This window comes from Stenotrophomonas sp. YJH_SMC_73 (assembly GCF_059370155.1).
Window position 1 is genome coordinate 87,406 of sequence record NZ_JCAFTJ010000006.1, and the last position, 15,315, is coordinate 102,720.

Annotated in this window: 15 protein-coding genes; 8 read left to right on the plus strand and 7 right to left on the minus strand. The window is 66.5% G+C overall.

Going from position 1 to position 15,315, the window contains the following annotated elements; genetic code table 11:
• Positions 1–33 precede the first annotated feature (33 nt).
• A complete protein-coding gene (locus AC5P8R_RS11455) occupies positions 34–417 on the plus strand; it encodes an H-NS histone family protein (RefSeq protein WP_010480700.1) in 384 nt (127 codons plus the stop codon).
• 92 nt (positions 418–509) lie between these two features.
• Here the strand turns inward: AC5P8R_RS11455 and AC5P8R_RS11460 are convergent, their stop codons facing one another.
• Positions 510–1,769 carry a threonine/serine exporter family protein gene (locus tag AC5P8R_RS11460; RefSeq protein WP_032957924.1) on the minus strand — a complete coding sequence of 420 codons (1,260 nt, stop codon included), beginning with the start codon at positions 1,767–1,769 and terminating at the stop codon, positions 510–512.
• A gap of 92 nt (positions 1,770–1,861) precedes the next feature.
• Between AC5P8R_RS11460 and AC5P8R_RS11465 the strand changes: the two genes are divergently transcribed.
• The 4 genes from AC5P8R_RS11465 to AC5P8R_RS11480 are packed head-to-tail and all read left to right on the plus strand — an operon-like array spanning position 1,862 to position 5,380.
• Positions 1,862–2,983: an MlaE family ABC transporter permease gene (locus AC5P8R_RS11465; protein WP_014645867.1), complete on the plus strand. Its 1,122-nt coding sequence runs from the start codon at positions 1,862–1,864 to the stop codon at positions 2,981–2,983.
• 1 nt (position 2,984) lies between these two features.
• Complete coding sequence (locus AC5P8R_RS11470; protein ID WP_014645866.1) at positions 2,985–3,812, plus strand: ABC transporter ATP-binding protein; 828 nt, start codon at positions 2,985–2,987, stop codon at positions 3,810–3,812.
• Between the two features lie 3 nt (positions 3,813–3,815).
• A complete protein-coding gene (locus tag AC5P8R_RS11475) occupies positions 3,816–4,742 on the plus strand; it encodes an MlaD family protein (RefSeq protein WP_014645865.1) in 927 nt (308 codons plus the stop codon).
• The gene (locus AC5P8R_RS11480; RefSeq protein WP_014645864.1) at positions 4,739–5,380 is read left to right on the plus strand and encodes an ABC-type transport auxiliary lipoprotein family protein; all 642 of its coding nucleotides are present in this window, start codon (positions 4,739–4,741) and stop codon (positions 5,378–5,380) included. The genes AC5P8R_RS11475 and AC5P8R_RS11480 overlap by 4 nt, the downstream gene beginning before the upstream one ends.
• Before the next feature lie 75 nt (positions 5,381–5,455).
• Here the strand turns inward: AC5P8R_RS11480 and AC5P8R_RS11485 are convergent, their stop codons facing one another.
• Complete coding sequence (locus AC5P8R_RS11485) at positions 5,456–6,043, minus strand: alpha-ketoglutarate-dependent dioxygenase AlkB family protein (RefSeq protein ID WP_014645863.1); 588 nt, start codon at positions 6,041–6,043, stop codon at positions 5,456–5,458.
• Between the two features lie 118 nt (positions 6,044–6,161).
• On the opposite strand from AC5P8R_RS11485, the gene AC5P8R_RS11490 reads away from it, so the two are divergent.
• On the plus strand, positions 6,162–8,054 hold the full coding sequence (locus AC5P8R_RS11490) for a glycoside hydrolase family 99-like domain-containing protein (RefSeq protein WP_197621841.1): 1,893 nt from the start codon (positions 6,162–6,164) through the stop codon (positions 8,052–8,054).
• A 30-nt stretch (positions 8,055–8,084) separates the two neighbouring features.
• Here AC5P8R_RS11490 and AC5P8R_RS11495 read toward each other — a convergent pair whose 3' ends face one another.
• Positions 8,085–8,714 carry a CoA transferase subunit B gene (locus AC5P8R_RS11495; protein WP_495223425.1) on the minus strand — a complete coding sequence of 210 codons (630 nt, stop codon included), beginning with the start codon at positions 8,712–8,714 and terminating at the stop codon, positions 8,085–8,087.
• A gap of 1 nt (position 8,715) precedes the next feature.
• Complete coding sequence (locus tag AC5P8R_RS11500) at positions 8,716–9,447, minus strand: CoA transferase subunit A (RefSeq protein WP_053494809.1); 732 nt, start codon at positions 9,445–9,447, stop codon at positions 8,716–8,718.
• 657 nt (positions 9,448–10,104) lie between these two features.
• On the opposite strand from AC5P8R_RS11500, the gene AC5P8R_RS11505 reads away from it, so the two are divergent.
• Entirely contained in the window at positions 10,105–11,451 is a 1,347-nt protein-coding gene (locus AC5P8R_RS11505; protein ID WP_053494807.1) for a phosphohexomutase domain-containing protein, read from the plus strand.
• A gap of 13 nt (positions 11,452–11,464) precedes the next feature.
• Positions 11,465–12,868: a mannose-1-phosphate guanylyltransferase/mannose-6-phosphate isomerase gene (locus AC5P8R_RS11510; protein WP_053494806.1), complete on the plus strand. Its 1,404-nt coding sequence runs from the start codon at positions 11,465–11,467 to the stop codon at positions 12,866–12,868.
• A 103-nt stretch (positions 12,869–12,971) separates the two neighbouring features.
• Here AC5P8R_RS11510 and rfbD read toward each other — a convergent pair whose 3' ends face one another.
• From rfbD to rfbA, 3 genes are read right to left on the minus strand one after another with little or no spacing between them, the layout of a single operon-like run.
• Positions 12,972–13,865, minus strand: coding sequence for a dTDP-4-dehydrorhamnose reductase (gene rfbD, locus AC5P8R_RS11515; protein ID WP_227864100.1), 894 nt, complete (start codon positions 13,863–13,865; stop codon positions 12,972–12,974).
• Positions 13,862–14,419: a dTDP-4-dehydrorhamnose 3,5-epimerase gene (gene rfbC, locus AC5P8R_RS11520; protein ID WP_262088251.1), complete on the minus strand. Its 558-nt coding sequence runs from the start codon at positions 14,417–14,419 to the stop codon at positions 13,862–13,864. The genes rfbD and rfbC overlap by 4 nt, the downstream gene beginning before the upstream one ends.
• Complete coding sequence (gene rfbA / locus AC5P8R_RS11525) at positions 14,416–15,303, minus strand: glucose-1-phosphate thymidylyltransferase RfbA (RefSeq protein ID WP_445978492.1); 888 nt, start codon at positions 15,301–15,303, stop codon at positions 14,416–14,418. Before rfbA ends, rfbC begins: the two co-directional genes overlap by 4 nt.
• Positions 15,304–15,315 lie beyond the last annotated feature (12 nt).

A 15,315-nucleotide genomic window follows, 5' to 3' on the forward strand; every position in this document is an offset into this window, starting at 1 on the left:
CCGTCCACACATTAGTTTCCGGAGTAACCGTAAATGAGCATTGACCTGACCGGCCTGTCAGCACGCGAGCTGGGCGCCCTGATCCGTACCGCCAAGAAGCAGCAGACCATCGTCGCCAAGCGCCGGCCGATCACCAAGGTCCGGGCCCAGCTGACCAAGCTGGCCAAGACCGAGGGTTACACCATCGAAGAACTGTTCGGCAGCGCCCCGGCCACGCGTGCCCGCAAGGCCGCCCCGGCCGCCAAGGCCCCGTCGAAGACCGCCGGCCGCAAGCTGGGCAAGGTTGCACCGAAGTACCGCAACCCGGCCAATCCGAAGGAAACCTGGACCGGCCGTGGCAAGCAGCCGCGCTGGATGGCTGAACTGACCGCCAAGGGCAACAAGAAGCCGGAAGATTTCCTGATCAAGAAGGCCTGAGGCCGGGATCAGGTTGGAATGAAAGACGCCGGCGGACGCCGGCGTTTTTCATTCTCCGGTGTGTGGACCGGGGTCCACACCCACCGACATCATCACAGGGTCTTGCGAGCGGGCATCAGCAGGTTGCCGAACAGCAGGCCGGCGACCAGCGCCATCACCACGTTGAGCACGGTGAGGAACACGCTCTGGCCGGCGCCGACATCCTGTTGTTGGACCAGGGTCAGCACACCGCGCAGGCTGGTGCTGCCGGGCACCATCATGATGATGCCGGGCAGGCGGATGATCGCGCCCGGACGCCCGATCAGGCGACCGAACAGATTGCCGCCCGCGGTCAGCAGCATCGCCGACAGGAAGATGCCGGCCGGCGCGCCCCAGGCATGGCCGCCGAACTTGGAGATCGCATAACCGGCCACCGAGGCGGCGATCACCCACGGGTAATCGCGCCGGTTGGCCTTGAACAGCATCGCGAACGCAAAGGCCGCGGTCAGCAGCGAACCCCACTCCACCCACGGCCCCTGCGGCCGCGCGGCGCGGATCACCGGATCCAGCCCGAGCACGTCGGCCAGGGTCACCGCGATCATCGCGCCGACGCTGAGCTTCATGATGGTGGTCAGCGCGCCGGCAAAGCGCGCGGTGCCCGACACCCAGTGCTGGCTGGCCAGCTCATTGACCGCATTGGTCAGCGACATGCCGGGCAGCAGCACCACCAGCGAGGCGATGATCACCGTATTGAGGTTGAGCGCGCCAATGAAGGACGCCACCAGGGTGGCGACCATGCCGGCCAGCAGCGCCGCCAGCGCCTCGGCCGCTTCGCGGGTGGCCGGGCGGCGGTCGGTGACCATGCCGAGCAGGCCGATCATCAGGCCGATGACACCGGCGGTGGCGATGTCCAGCCACGGCAGCTTCCACATGCCGGCCACGCCGGCCGCGCCGAGGGTGAATGACAGGATGGTGCGCAGCTTGCCGCGCCGGCCCGGATCCTTGTCCAGCTGGCGCAGCGCGGTATGGCCCTGGGCGATGCTCATCCGCCCGTTGGACACTTCTTCGGCGATATGGTCGGCGACGCTGAGCTTGTGCAGGTCGTTCTCACCGGGCGCCAGGCGGATCACGCGGGTGATGTCGCTGGAGCCGATCGCCTGCGCCGGATCGCTGAAGCTGAGGATGATACCGGTGGGATTCGACCACGGTTCACAATCCAGATCGAGCTGGCGGGCCAGTGCCACCACCGCCGTTTCCAGGCGCTGGGCCGTGGTGCCATAGCTGTGCAGGCGTCCGGCGATCTCGGAAACAAAGGCCACGCGCTGTGCGTAGGTGGCCTGGGGCGTGGGGATCGTGTGAGCGTCTGCGGACATGCGCCGTAGTATTACCTACGCTGGGGCCCACCGGAGAAATTCATCCGAGTTCGACGCGAAGCCCGATACAGAACGGTTATGCTGCGACCCGAATGGCCCACGTCACCCCGAACCTCGCCCCCCAGCTCGAACAGGATGCCCATGACCCGGGCCTGATCCACCTGTCCGGCACCTGGACCTTGAAGACCGCGCTGGCCGCGGCCGAGGTCCTGCACGGCGTTCCCGACAAGCTGACCGGCATCGATGCCACCGGCATCGAGCAGCTGGATTCGGCCGGCGTGCTGCAGGTGCTGCGCGTGGCCCACCGTGCCGATCTGCACGAAGACGCACTGCAGTTCCGCGCGGACCACCAGGCGCTGGTGTGCACCATCGAGGAAGTGGCCGACGACCGCCCCAAGCCCAAGCGCGATTTCGGCGTGCTGGCCGCGCTGGAACGGCTGGGTGTCAGCGTCCACGCCACTGGCCACAACATCAAGGCGCTGTGCAGTTTCCTCGGCGAGAACCTGGTCAAGGCGGCCCGGCTGGTCAAGGAACCCCGCCGCTTCCGGCTGACCGCCACCGTGCACCAGATGGAGCAGGTGGGGCTGGATGCGGTACCGCTGGTGGCGCTGCTGTCCTACCTGGTGGGCGCGGTGATCGCATTCCTCGGCTCGACCATCCTGCGCGACTTCGGCGCCGAGATCTACGTGGTCGAGCTGGTCAACATCGCCTTCCTGCGCGAGTTCGCGGTACTGCTGACCGCGATCGTGCTGGCCGGCCGCACCGCCAGTGCGTTCACCGCGCAGATTGGTGCGATGAAGGCACGCGAGGAGATCGATGCAATGCGCACGCTGGGCCTGGACCCGGTCGACCTGCTGGTGCTGCCGCGACTGCTGGCGCTGCTGGTCACCCTGCCCTTGCTGACCTTCATCGCGATGATCGCGGGCCTGGCCGGCGGCATCACCGTCGGCGCGTTCGACCTCGACATCCCGCCGCAGATGTACATCGCGCGCATGCACGAGACGATGGAAGTGCGGCACCTGCTGGTCGGCCTGTCCAAGGCACCCGTGTTCGCGCTGGTGATCGGCCTGATCGGCTGCCTGGAAGGACTGAAGGTCGAGGGCACCGCGCAGTCGGTCGGCGAGCGCACCACCTCCAGCGTGGTGCAGACGATCTCGCTGGTGATCATCATCGACGCCTTCGCGGCGTTGTGGTTCATGCACATGGACTGGTGACATGAGCACATCCGCCCTCCCCGACTCCATCGACATGCGCGACGACCAGGGCCACGAACTGGCCATCCGCGTGCGTGGCCTGGTCAACCGCTTCGGCAGCCAGACCGTGCACGAAGACCTGGACCTGGATGTGCGCCGCGGCGAAATCCTGGGCGTGGTCGGCGGCTCCGGTACCGGCAAATCGGTGCTGATGCGCTCGATCCTGGGCCTGCGCGTGCCCGATGCCGGGCAGATCGAAGTACTCGGCCGCGACGCGCGTGCCGACGACGCCGAGAGCCGGCTGCACATCGAGCGCAACACCGGCGTGTTGTTCCAGGATGGCGCCCTGTTCTCCTCGCTGACCGTGGGCGAGAACGTGCAGGTGCCGCTGAAGGAACACCATCGCGAGCTGCCCGAGCGCTGGCACTACGAACTGGCGCTGCTGAAAGTGAAGCTGGCCGGCCTGCCCGCCGATGCGATCAACAAGCTGCCCTCGCAGCTGTCCGGCGGCATGCGCAAGCGCGCCGGCCTGGCCCGGGCACTGGCGCTGGATCCGCCATTGCTGTTCCTGGACGAACCCACCGCCGGCCTCGACCCGATCGGCGCGGCCGCGTTCGACCGCCTGATCAAGACCCTGCAGGAAGCGCTGGGGCTGACCGTGTTCCTGATCACCCACGACCTGGACACGCTGTACGCGATCTGCGACCGGGTCGCGGTGATCGCCGACCGCAAGGTGGTGGCCAACGCACCCTTGCCTGACATCGAGAAACTGGATCATCCGTGGATCCAGGAATACTTCCACGGACCCCGCGCGCGCGCCGCGCGTGGCGAACAGATCGAGAGTGCCTGAGCCATGGAAACCAAAGCCAACTACGTGCTGATCGGCGCGTTCACCCTGATCACCGGCCTGGCCCTGCTGGCCTTCGGCCTGTGGGCCGCCAAATACTCCTCCGACCGTACCTGGCAGGAGTACCGCGTGGTGTTCCGCGAAGCGGTGACCGGCCTGTCGGTGGGCAGCCCGGTGCAGTACAACGGCATCGCGGTGGGCTCGATCACCGAACTGAACCTGGTGCCGGACGACCCGCGCCAGGTAGTCGCGCGCATCCGCCTGAACTCCAACACGCCGGTCAAGACCGATACCCGCGCCAAGCTGGCGATCACCAGCCTGACCGGCCCGTCGATCATCCAGCTCAGCGGCGGCACGCCGCAGTCGCCGGCGCTGACCACGGTCAACAAGGACCCGGCACCGATCATCCCGACCACGCCCTCTGCGCTGCAGAACATCACCGACGTCGCCAACCGCATCGTCGAGCGCATGGACCAGATCCTCAGCGACCGCAACGTGGCCTCGATCAACGCGACGCTGGCCAACCTGGAGACGATCAGCGGCGGCCTGGCCGACCGTGACCAGGGCACGCAGGCGCTGCTGCTCAGCGCGCGCGATGCCGCCCGCAGCCTGGACACCACGCTGAAGACCACCAACGGCACCATCGAGCGCCTGGACAGGAACCTGGTGCAGCAGCTGCCCGGCATCATCGACAAGCTCGACGCGACCCTGGCCAAGCTCGACTCGGCCGCCGGCAACGCCGATTCGATCCTTGGCGAGAACCGCGCCGCGATCAACAGCTTCGCCAACGATGGCCTCGGCCAGCTGGGCCCGACGCTTACCGAACTGCGCGGCCTGATCCGCGACCTGCGCCGGGTCAGCGACCGCCTCGAGAACAACCCCGCGCGCTACCTGCTGGGCCGCGACGCACCGAAGGAGTTCGAACCCAAATGAGCCCGACCACTCTTCCGCGCCTGCTGCTGGCCGCTTCGATGGTCACCCTGCTGGGGGGCTGCTCCATCCTCGGCAGCAGCGAGAAAACCGCGGTGACGCTGTACTCGCCGTCCGTGCAGGTCAAGGCGGACCCGGCGTGGCCGCAGGCCAGCTGGCAGCTGGTACTGGCCAAGCCCAGCGCCGCGCGCATGGTCGACAGCCCGCGCATCAATGTGCGGCCGACACCGTCGCAGCTTGAGATCTACAAGGGTGCCAGCTGGGCGCAACCGGCCACCGACATGATCGAAGACACCCTGCTGCGTGGCTTCGAGGATTCCGGCCGCATCCGCGGCGTGGCCCGCAGCACCGCCGGCATCCGCGCCGACTACAAGCTGTCCACCGATGTGCGCCGCTTCGAATCGGATTACCAGGGCCAGGCCACGCCCACCGTGGTGATCGAGGTCAACGCCAAGCTGATCCATGTCGCCGACCAGCGTGTGGTCGCTGACCGCACCTTCCGCCAGGCGCAGCCGGTCGGCAGCACCGACGTACCGGCGGTGACCGCCGCGTTCGAGCGTGGCCTGCAGCAGCTGGCGCAGGACGTGGTGGGCTGGACGCTGCAGAGCGGGCAGGCCGACCAGCCGACCGTTGCGCGCTGATCGCAGCATTCGCCGGGCATGTGGTTACGGGGTCAGGTCCCTTTCCGGCCGGAAAGGGACCTGACCCCTTCTTCGTCAACGCGGCGAAATCCAACGGAAGGTCAGGTTGATCCGCTCGCCGTGCACCCGCGCCATCTTCGGCAGCGCGTGCTGGTAGAAGCGCTGGGTCTGTCCGGCCATCAGCAGCAGGTCGCCGTGGCCCAGCACGAATTCAGCCTTGCGTGCCGGGTCGTCGCGGCGTCGCAGCAGGAATCGGCGCGCCGCGCCCAGGCTCAGCGACGCGATCACCGGAGCCGGACCCAGCTCCGGCTCGTCATCGCTGTGCCAGCCCATGTAGTCACCGCCACCGCGGTAGCGGTTCAGCAGCACGCTGTTGAAGCGGCCGTGGCCTTCGGCTTCCAGGCGCCCGCGCATGGCCTGCAACACCGGCGGCCAGGGGCGCGGCACGAACTCGGCACCGGAATAGCGATAGCGGGCCTGCGGGTCGCCGATCCAGCAGCTCAGCCGCGGCGAGTCCACCCAGTTGCCGAACATGCGGATGCGATGGGTTTCCCAGGGCACTTCGGCCTGCAGCGAATACAGCAGCTGGTCGGCCTCGGCCGCAGCCAGCCATCCCGGCAGGTGCAGGACATCGGCATCGGGCAGGTCGTGGGGGAACAGCATGGTCACACGCTAGCACGCCGCCGTTTGCCGTCATGGCCGCCAGCACCGAAAATGGCGCCATGACCGTTGCCCAGATGCTGATTCCGTCCTACCGCCCGCTGTCGCGAGGCCTCGCCCGATGAGCCTGCGCCAGTCGCTGTTCCCGTTGCTGCGCGCCGTGTTCCGGGCCTTGCCGTTGCCGCAGGCGCAGCGCGACCGGTTGCGCACCCGGCTGTTGGCACGGCATGGCGACTGGGTGCCGCCGCCCCCCAAGGGGCAGCAGGATGAGGGGGGCGCGCGCGCCAGTGCCCAGCTGCGCTGGCGTGCCGATGAACCGGCGATCGGCCACGTGCCATGGCGTGAGGGAGCATTGCCGTCACCCATGCCGGCGACGCTGGTCGCTTTCTACCTGCCGCAGTTCCATACCTTCCCGGAGAACGACGCCTGGTGGGGCAAGGGCTTTACCGAGTGGCGCAACGTCACCCGCGCCCTGCCGCAGTTCGAGGGTCACATCCAACCCCGCCTGCCGGCCGACCTCGGCTTTTATGACCTGCGCAACCCGCAGGTGATGCGTGACCAGGCACGCTTGGCTGCGGAGTACGGCATCGGCGCATTCTGCTTCTACTACTATTGGTTCAGCGGCCGCACCCTGATGGAGGACCCGCTGCGTCAATGGCTGGCCGATGACAGCATCGACCTGCCGTTCTGCCTGTGCTGGGCCAACGAGAACTGGGCACGACGCTGGGACGGCCGCGACGACGACATCCTGATCGGCCAGCAGCACAGCGCAGAGGACGATCTGGCCTTCATCGCACATGTCGCGCCCTACCTGCGCGACCGCCGTGCATTGAAGGTCGAGGGTCGGCCGATGCTGCTGGTCTATCGCCCGAACCTGCTGCCCGACGCCCGGGCGACTGCCGAGCGCTGGCGCCGCTGGTGCCGCGACAACGGCGTGGGCGAGATCCACCTGGCCTACGTCCAAGGCTTCGAGCGACCGGATCCGCGCGATATCGGCTTTGATGCCGCCGTCGAATTCCCGCCGAACATGAGTAACCCGCGCTCGTTGTCGGCACAGCAGTGGCTGCTCAATCCTGCCTTCAATGGCGATGTACGCGACTGGCGCGAACTGGCTGCAGAAATCGCAGCGCGGCCGCTTCCGGATTATCCGCTCTATCCCGGCGTGAACCCGGGCTGGGACAACGAGGCGCGTCGTTCCGGCCGCGGCCGCGTGTACCTGCACGCCTCACCCCGTGGCTACCGCGACTGGTTGCGCACCACGATCCATGAACGCCTGGCCCTGGCGCCTGCGCGCCAACGCATGGTCTTCATCAATGCCTGGAACGAATGGGCCGAAGGCGCGGTGCTGGAACCGGATGCCCGGCTTGGGCATGCCTGGCTTGACGCGACGCGCCAAGCGCTGTCCCCGGCTTCGCCCGCCGGCCCCCTGCGGGCCTGCCTGCTGATTCTCATTGATGATCCCGGGCTGATCGCTACAGCTTGCGAGGCCGCCAGCGGCCTGGGCGTGAGCTACCGTGTTTTCATTCCAATGGCGCAGCGCCCTCATGACGCTGCGGTCGATATCATCGGCCATGCGGGCAATGCCTTGTCCAGCATCGTGCAGGTCCTGGAGGCTTTTGGTCCGGATCCATCGTTGCTGGCCTGCTGGCTGGACCTCCGCGGAAGCGGCGAGGCAAGACCGCAGCTACCAGGAACGGCGGATCTCGACGCTGTGCTTCAACAGTTCGATGAGCAACCTGCGCTGGGCATGTTCGCGGCATCCACTCCGGAGGCCGTCGCCGTTACACGCCGTCATCTCCGCTGGGCGGCGCGGCTTGGGATGGCCGACGCCCCTACGCCGCAGACAGCAGGCACGATGTGGCTGCGGGCGTCGGCGTTGCGGTCACTGCTGGATGCGCACTGCTATCCCAGTGAGCTGGACAACGACAATGCACTTGATCCGGTCATGCAGTTGCTGCCGGACCTTGTTGCCAACGCCGGCTACGTCGTCGGAGGCGCACAACGCCAACCCTGAGGCTGGCGCTGCGCGGCAACATCATTGTCCTCAACGCCGGAACGCGACGCCGGTCTTTTCCTTCAGCTCTTCATCGCTGACATCCGGCGCGGCCTCCACCAGCAACAGGCCCTTTTCAGTCACGTCGAACACCGCCAGATCGGTGATGATGCGGTCGACCACGCCCACGCCGGTCAACGGCAGCGTGCATTCGGCCAGGATCTTGTGCTCGCCGTTCTTGGCAGTGTGCTCCATCAGCACCACAACGCGCTGCACGCCGGCGACCAGGTCCATTGCCCCGCCCATGCCCTTGACCATCTTGCCGGGCACCATCCAGTTGGCCAGGTCACCCTTGTCGGTGACCTGCATGGCGCCAAGGATGGCCAGGTTCACATGGCCACCGCGGATCATCGCGAAGCTGTCGTGGCTGCCGAAGTAGCTGGCACCGGCACGCGCCGTAACCGTCTGCTTGCCGGCATTGATCAGGTCCGCGTCGACTTCAGCGTCGGTCGGGAACGGGCCGATGCCGAGCAGGCCGTTCTCCGACTGCAGCCACACATCCACGCCTTCGGGAATGTGATTGGCAACCAGCGTCGGCAGGCCGATGCCCAGGTTCACGTAGGCGCCATCGATCAGCTCCTGGGCGGCGCGTGCCGCCATCTCGTCACGGGTCCACGCCATGTCAGTTGCCCTCCGCGCGGATGGTGCGCTGTTCGATTCGCTTCTCAGGATGCGCGTTGTGCACGATGCGGTGCACATAGATGCCTGGCAGGTGCACCTGGTCCGGGTCGATGGCACCGACCGGCACCACCTCCTCCACTTCCACGATGCAGACCTTGCCGGCCATCGCACAGGCCGGGTTGAAGTTGCGTGCGGTCTTGCGGAACACCAGGTTGCCGGCCTCGTCGGCCTTCCAGGCCTTGACCAGTGCCACATCGGCGCGCAGCGCCGTCTCCATCACGTAGTGCTTACCGTCGAACTCGCGGGTTTCCTTGCCCTCGGCAACCACCGTGCCATAGCCGGTGGCAGTGAAGAATGCCGGAATACCCGCACCACCGGCACGCAGGCGCTCGGCCAGTGTGCCCTGCGGGTTGAACTCCAGCTCCAGCTCACCAGCCAGAAACTGCCGTTCGAATTCCTTGTTCTCGCCCACGTAGGACGAAATCATTTTCTTGATCTGCCGGGTTTCCAGCAGCTGGCCCAGTCCGAAGCCATCGACACCGGCATTGTTGGAGATCACGGTCAGGCCCTTGACGCCACTGTCGCGCAGCGCAGCGATCAGCGCCTCGGGAATGCCACACAGGCCAAAGCCGCCCACGGCCAGGGTCTGTCCATCGGCGACCACCCCCTGCAGGGCCTCCGTCGCACTGGCGAAGCGCTTGCCGCGCTTTCCGCCGGAAGTCGATTGCTGCATTGCTCTACTGCCCTGCACGTTGAGGATGACCGCATTCTAGCCGGAGGCAACGAAAGAGCTGGATGCGCCGCAGCATTGCCGAGGCATCGCCAAGGGCTGCGTTGCATGGGGGTTTCTCCTGCCGGTGGTGGGCGCGGCGCCCGGCTCGCCCGCACTGATGGCCCGGACCTGCAACGAAGAGGGCCTGCTTCGCGGGACGGACGCGTGGCCGCTGGAAAAGGGTGAACGCTGCCTGTCAGATGTCGCGGCACGCAGCCATGCGGCGACAGGCGCGTCGCCAGGGTGAAATGCTCGGCCAGAAATTCCTGGCGGGGGGAAGCAACCGCGCCACAAGCCTGCGTCATCCCTGCAGCTGTCCGCGTCCGGCCATCGCCCGCCGGTCCTGCTCCGCCACGTCAAGTACGCCAGCAACGGCGTGATCGCGTTTGGCTGCCAGTGGCAGGAACTCCTGGGGCTGCTGCTGGCTCCCGGCCACTTGAGGGAGGCTGGCCTGGCCGTGATCGCCCAGCCAGCGGCCGTTTACCCGCTTGCCAAGCGGTACGGGCGCCCCCGCGTATCCGATACCCTCAGCCAATCGCCGGGAGTTGCGGAATGGAAACGATTCCCATACAGGACAAAGGCTACAATCAGTGGCTAAGCTCACATTGGATCTGACCGATGCCCCTGCCCGCCTTCAAGGCCTATGACATCCGCGGCCGCGTGCCGGAAGAACTGAACGAAGACCTGGCACGCCGGATCGGCACGGCCCTGAATGCACAGCTCGCTCCGGGCCCGGTGGTGCTGGGCCACGACGTCCGCCTGACCAGCCCCGCGCTGCAGGACGCGCTGGCGGCCGGCCTGCGCGGTGCCGGCCGCGAAGTCATCGACATCGGCCTGTGTGGCACCGAGGAGGTCTATTTCCAGACCGATCACCTGGGGGCTGCCGGCGGGGTGATGGTCACTGCCAGCCACAATCCAATGGACTACAACGGCATGAAGCTGGTCAAGGAGAACGCCCGGCCGATCAGCTCCGATACCGGCCTGTTCGCGATCTCCGATGCGGTCGCCGCCGATTCATCCGCGGCACAGCCGCCTTGCGCCGGCCAGATCGCCCAGCATGACAAGAGCGCCTACATCCAGCACCTGCTGAGCTACGTTGACACCAGCAAGCTCAAGCCACTGCAGATCGTTGTCAACGCCGGCAACGGCGGCGCCGGTGCCATCGTCGACCTGCTGGCACCGCACCTGCCGTTCGAGTTCATCCGCATCTGCCACGAACCGGACGGCAGCTTCCCCAACGGCATTCCCAATCCACTGTTGCCGGAAAACCGCGCCGCCACCGCCGACGCCGTGCGCGAACATGGCGCGGACTTCGGCATTGCGTGGGATGGCGATTTCGACCGCTGTTTCTTCTTCGACCACAACGGCCGCTTCATCGAGGGCTACTACCTGGTCGGCCTGCTGGCCAAGGCAATCCTCGCCCACCATCCGGGTGGCAAGGTCGTGCATGACCCCCGCCTGGTCTGGAACACCGTGGAGATGGTCGAACAGGCCGGTGGCGTGCCAGTGCTGTGCAAGAGTGGCCACGCCTTCATCAAGGAAAAGATGCGCGCGGAGGATGCCGTGTACGGCGGCGAGATGAGCGCCCACCACTACTTCCGCGAGTTCGCGTATGCCGACTCGGGCATGATTCCGTGGCTGCTGATCGCCCAGCTGGTCTCCGAAAGCGGCCGCTCGCTGGCCGACTGGGTTGAAGACCGCATGGCCGCCTACCCTTGCAGCGGTGAGATCAACTTCAAGGTTGCCGATGCCAAGGCTGCGGTCACACGCGTGATGGAACACTTCGCCGCGCAGTCGCCCGCGCTGGACTACACCGATGGCGTCAGCGCCGATTTCGGCGACTGGCGCTTCAACCTGCGCAGCTCCAACACTGAACCGCTGCTGCGCCTGAATGTGGAATCGCGGGGAGACGCTGCATTGATGCAGGCGCGTACCGACGAGATTTCCTCCCTGCTGCAGAAATAATCAAAGGAAGGCCATGAGCACTATCCAGCCTGTCATCCTGTCCGGTGGCTCCGGTACCCGTCTGTGGCCGCTTTCGCGCGAAGCCTATCCCAAGCAGTTCCTTCCGCTGGCCAGCGAACAGACGATGCTGCAGGCCACCTGGCAGCGGGTGGCGCCGATTGCCGCGCGCGGCCCGTTGGTGATTGCCAACGAGGAACACCGCTTTGTTGCCGCCGAGCAGCTGCAGCAGGTTGGCGCCGAGCCAGCCGCGATCATCCTTGAGCCGGTCGGCCGCAACACGGCACCGGCGATCGCGGTGGCCGCGCTGGAAGCCACCCGCGACGGCGGCGACGCGCTGCTGCTGGTGCTGCCCTCCGATCATGTGATCAACAACGAGACTGCATTCCGCAGCGCCGTCCAGGCCGCCGCCGCTGCTGCCGAAGCCGGAAAGCTGGTGACCTTTGGCATCGTGCCGACCGGCCCGGAAACCGGCTACGGCTATATCAAGGCCGCCGATGGCCAGGGCCTGCGCGCGGTCGAGCGCTTCGTCGAGAAGCCCGACCTGGGCACCGCCACCCGCTACGTCAGCAGCGGCCAGTACTACTGGAACAGCGGCATGTTCCTGTTCAAGGCCTCGCGCTACCTGCAGGAGCTGGAACGCTTCCAGCCCGCCATGCTCGCCGGCAGCCGCCAGGCCTGGCAGCAGGCGCGTCGCGATGCCGATTTCACCCGCCTGGACAAGGAGGCCTTCACTGCCGTTCCGTCCGATTCGATCGACTATGCGGTGATGGAGAAGACCGCCGATGCCGTGGTGATTCCACTGGATGCCGGCTGGAACGATGTCGGCTCGTGGACCGCGCTGCGCGATGTCTCGCAGCAGGACGGCGATGGCAACGCCCACCAGGGCGACGTGATTGCCATCGACTGCCGCAACACCTATGCCTACGCACAGCGCCTGGTGGCGCTGGTCGGGCTGGATGACGTGGTGGTGGTGGAAACCGACGACGCGGTGCTGGTCGGCAAGGCCGATCGCATGCAGGAGGTCAAGACCGTAGTGGCGCAGCTGAAGGCCGAAGGCCGCAGCGAGGCCACCTGGCACCGCAAGGTCTATCGCCCGTGGGGTGCCTACGATTCGATCGACAACGGCGAGCGCTTCCAGGTCAAGCGGATCACGGTCAAGCCCGGCGGCACGCTGAGCCTGCAGATGCATCACCATCGCGCCGAACACTGGATCGTGGTCAGCGGCACCGCTGAAGTGACCCGTGGTGACGAGGTGATCCTGCTCAGCGAGAACCAGAGCACCTATATTCCGCTGGGCGTGACCCACCGCCTGCGCAACCCGGGCAAGCTGCCGCTGGAACTGATCGAAGTGCAGTCCGGCAGCTATCTGGGCGAGGATGACATCGTGCGCTTCGAGGATACCTACGGGCGCAGCTGAGGTTTGCCCGGGGTCGGATCCCGTTGCTGCGCAACGGGCTCTGACCCGTTGCTGATCGGCCCGGCAGCGCTGCGTCGCCGGGCTTGGCCCGGCGCTACGGCCGTCAGGCCAGCTCCGCCATCACCCGCTTCAGGCCATCCTGCCAGCTCGGCAGCACGACGCCGAAATCCTGCTGCAGCTTGCGGTTGTCCAGCACCGACCAGGCCGGGCGCCTGGCCGGGGTCGGATACTCGGAACTGGGAATCGCCTCGACCGTCGGCACCTTGGCCAACACGCCGCTGGCCAACGCCTCGGCAAATATGGCCTCGGCAAAGCCATGCCAGCTGGTCTGGCCGCTGGCGGTCAGGTGCCAGGTACCCGACAACTGCCCAGGATGCTGCAGTGCCTGCGCGGTGACATCGGCGATCAACGCGGCCGGCGTCGGTGTACCGATCTGGTCGGCCACCACCCGCAACGCATCGCGCTCGGCGCCCACGCGCAGCATGGTGCGCAGGAAGTTCGCGCCGTGCGAGGCATACACCCACGCCGTGCGAAAGATCAGATGGCGGCCACCGGCCGCACGCACCGCGTCCTCGCCATCGCGCTTGCTGGTGCCATACACGCCGAGCGGTGCGGTCGGCTCGTCCTCGCGGTAGGGCACGCTGCCCTGTCCATCGAACACGTAGTCGGTGGAGTAATGCACGAACGGCACGCCATGCGCCGCACACCAGCGCGCGATCACGCCCGGTGCCTGCGCATTGGCGGCGAAGGCCGCATCGACGTCCTGTTCGGCGCGATCAACAGCGGTGTAAGCCGCCGCATTGACCACTACCGATGGCTGCACGCGGTCCAGCAATGCCGGCAGGCTGTCGGGCCGGGCAAAGTCGGCCGTTTCGCAGGTACTCCCGTCGGGCAGAACGCCGCTGCGGGTCGTCGCAACCACCTTGCCCAGCGGTGCCAGCGCGCGCAGCAACTCCTGGCCCACCTGCCCGTTGCCACCGAACACCAGCACGGTCATGGCACGTAGACCGGCAGGCGATCTTCAGCAATGTCCTTGAGGAACGGCGCGTTCTCGTCCTTGGCCGACAGCGTTGGTGTGCTCACCGGCCAGTCCACCGCGATGTCGGCGTCGTTCCAGCGGACACCTGCATCGAAGTCCTTCAGATAAACCTCGGTGCACAGGTAGCTGAACACCGCACGCTCGGACAACACGGCAAAGCCATGGGCAAAGCCCTCCGGAATCCAGAACTGCTTCTTGTTCTCCGCGCTCAGCACCACCGCTTCCCACTGGCCGAAGGTCGGCGAACCGCGGCGGATATCCACGGCCACGTCATAGACCTCGCCTTCCAGCACGCTGACCAGCTTGCCCTGCGGCCGCGGCCACTGGTAATGCAGGCCGCGCAGCACGCCCTGCGCAGAGGTGGAGACGTTGCTCTGCACGAAACGGTCCGGCAGGCCCAGCGCGGCGAAGCGCTCGGCATTCCAGGTTTCGAAGAAGTAACCGCGGGCATCGCCGAACACCGCCGGCTCGATCACCACGCAGCCGGGCAACCGGGTTTCAATCACTTTCATGGAACGACTCCACGCACGGCGAGCTTATGCAGGTATTCACCGTAGCTGTTCTTGATCAACGGCGCGGCCAGCGCTTCCAATTGTCCAGCGTCGATCCAGCCCTTGCCGAACGCGATTTCCTCGGGACAGCAGACCTGCAGGCCCTGACGGGTCTGGATCGTCTCGATGAAGTTGGATGCTTCCAGCAGCGACTGGTGGGTACCGGTATCCAGCCACGCATAGCCACGGCCGAGCGCCTCCAGGTGCAGGTCGCCTTCGGCCAGGTAACGCTTGTTGAGATCGGTGATCTCCAGTTCGCCACGCGGTGACGGCTTCAATTCGGCCGCGTAATCGCAGGCCTTGCCGTCATAGAAGTACAGGCCGGTCACCGCATAGTTGGAGCGCGGCTTTTCCGGCTTCTCCACCAGATCGATCACCTTGCCGCCCTGGTCGAACTCGGCCACGCCATACCGTTCCGGGTCATTGACCCAATACCCGAACACGGTCGAGCCGTGCACGCGCTCGTCAGCACGCTTGAGCACCTCGCGCAGGCCGTGGCCGTGGAAGATGTTGTCGCCCAGCACCAGGCAGCTCGGCTTGCCAGCCACGAAGTCGCGGCCGATCAGGTAGGCCTGGGCCAGGCCATCCGGACTCGGCTGCACCGCGTACTGGATGTCCATGCCCCACTGCGAACCGTCGCCCAGCAACTGCTGGAACAGCGCCTGCTCGTGCGGGGTGTTGATGATCAGCACTTCGCGGATGCCCGCCAGCATCAGTACGCTTAGCGGGTAGTAGATCATCGGCTTGTCGTACACCGGCAGCAGCTGCTTGCTGACACCCTTGGTGATTGGATATAGGCGGGTGCCGGAGCCACCGGCGAGGATGATGCCCTTGCGCTGGGTCATGGTGTCTCCTGG

Excerpts from the sequence above, each read along its gene's own strand:
- AC5P8R_RS11455 (WP_010480700.1), top strand. The coding sequence starts at position 34 with ATGAGCATTGACCTGACCGGCCTGTCAGCACGCGAGCTGGGCGCCCTG.
- AC5P8R_RS11460 (WP_032957924.1), bottom strand. The coding sequence starts at position 1,769 with ATGTCCGCAGACGCTCACACGATCCCCACGCCCCAGGCCACCTACGCA.
- AC5P8R_RS11465 (WP_014645867.1), top strand. The coding sequence starts at position 1,862 with ATGGCCCACGTCACCCCGAACCTCGCCCCCCAGCTCGAACAGGATGCC.
- AC5P8R_RS11470 (WP_014645866.1), top strand. The coding sequence starts at position 2,985 with ATGAGCACATCCGCCCTCCCCGACTCCATCGACATGCGCGACGACCAG.
- AC5P8R_RS11475 (WP_014645865.1), top strand. The coding sequence starts at position 3,816 with ATGGAAACCAAAGCCAACTACGTGCTGATCGGCGCGTTCACCCTGATC.
- AC5P8R_RS11480 (WP_014645864.1), top strand. The coding sequence starts at position 4,739 with ATGAGCCCGACCACTCTTCCGCGCCTGCTGCTGGCCGCTTCGATGGTC.
- AC5P8R_RS11485 (WP_014645863.1), bottom strand. The coding sequence starts at position 6,043 with ATGCTGTTCCCCCACGACCTGCCCGATGCCGATGTCCTGCACCTGCCG.
- AC5P8R_RS11490 (WP_197621841.1), top strand. The coding sequence starts at position 6,162 with ATGAGCCTGCGCCAGTCGCTGTTCCCGTTGCTGCGCGCCGTGTTCCGG.
- AC5P8R_RS11495 (WP_495223425.1), bottom strand. The coding sequence starts at position 8,714 with ATGGCGTGGACCCGTGACGAGATGGCGGCACGCGCCGCCCAGGAGCTG.
- AC5P8R_RS11500 (WP_053494809.1), bottom strand. The coding sequence starts at position 9,447 with ATGCAGCAATCGACTTCCGGCGGAAAGCGCGGCAAGCGCTTCGCCAGT.
- AC5P8R_RS11505 (WP_053494807.1), top strand. The coding sequence starts at position 10,105 with ATGCCCCTGCCCGCCTTCAAGGCCTATGACATCCGCGGCCGCGTGCCG.
- AC5P8R_RS11510 (WP_053494806.1), top strand. The coding sequence starts at position 11,465 with ATGAGCACTATCCAGCCTGTCATCCTGTCCGGTGGCTCCGGTACCCGT.
- rfbD (WP_227864100.1), bottom strand. The coding sequence starts at position 13,865 with ATGACCGTGCTGGTGTTCGGTGGCAACGGGCAGGTGGGCCAGGAGTTG.
- rfbC (WP_262088251.1), bottom strand. The coding sequence starts at position 14,419 with ATGAAAGTGATTGAAACCCGGTTGCCCGGCTGCGTGGTGATCGAGCCG.
- rfbA (WP_445978492.1), bottom strand. The coding sequence starts at position 15,303 with ATGACCCAGCGCAAGGGCATCATCCTCGCCGGTGGCTCCGGCACCCGC.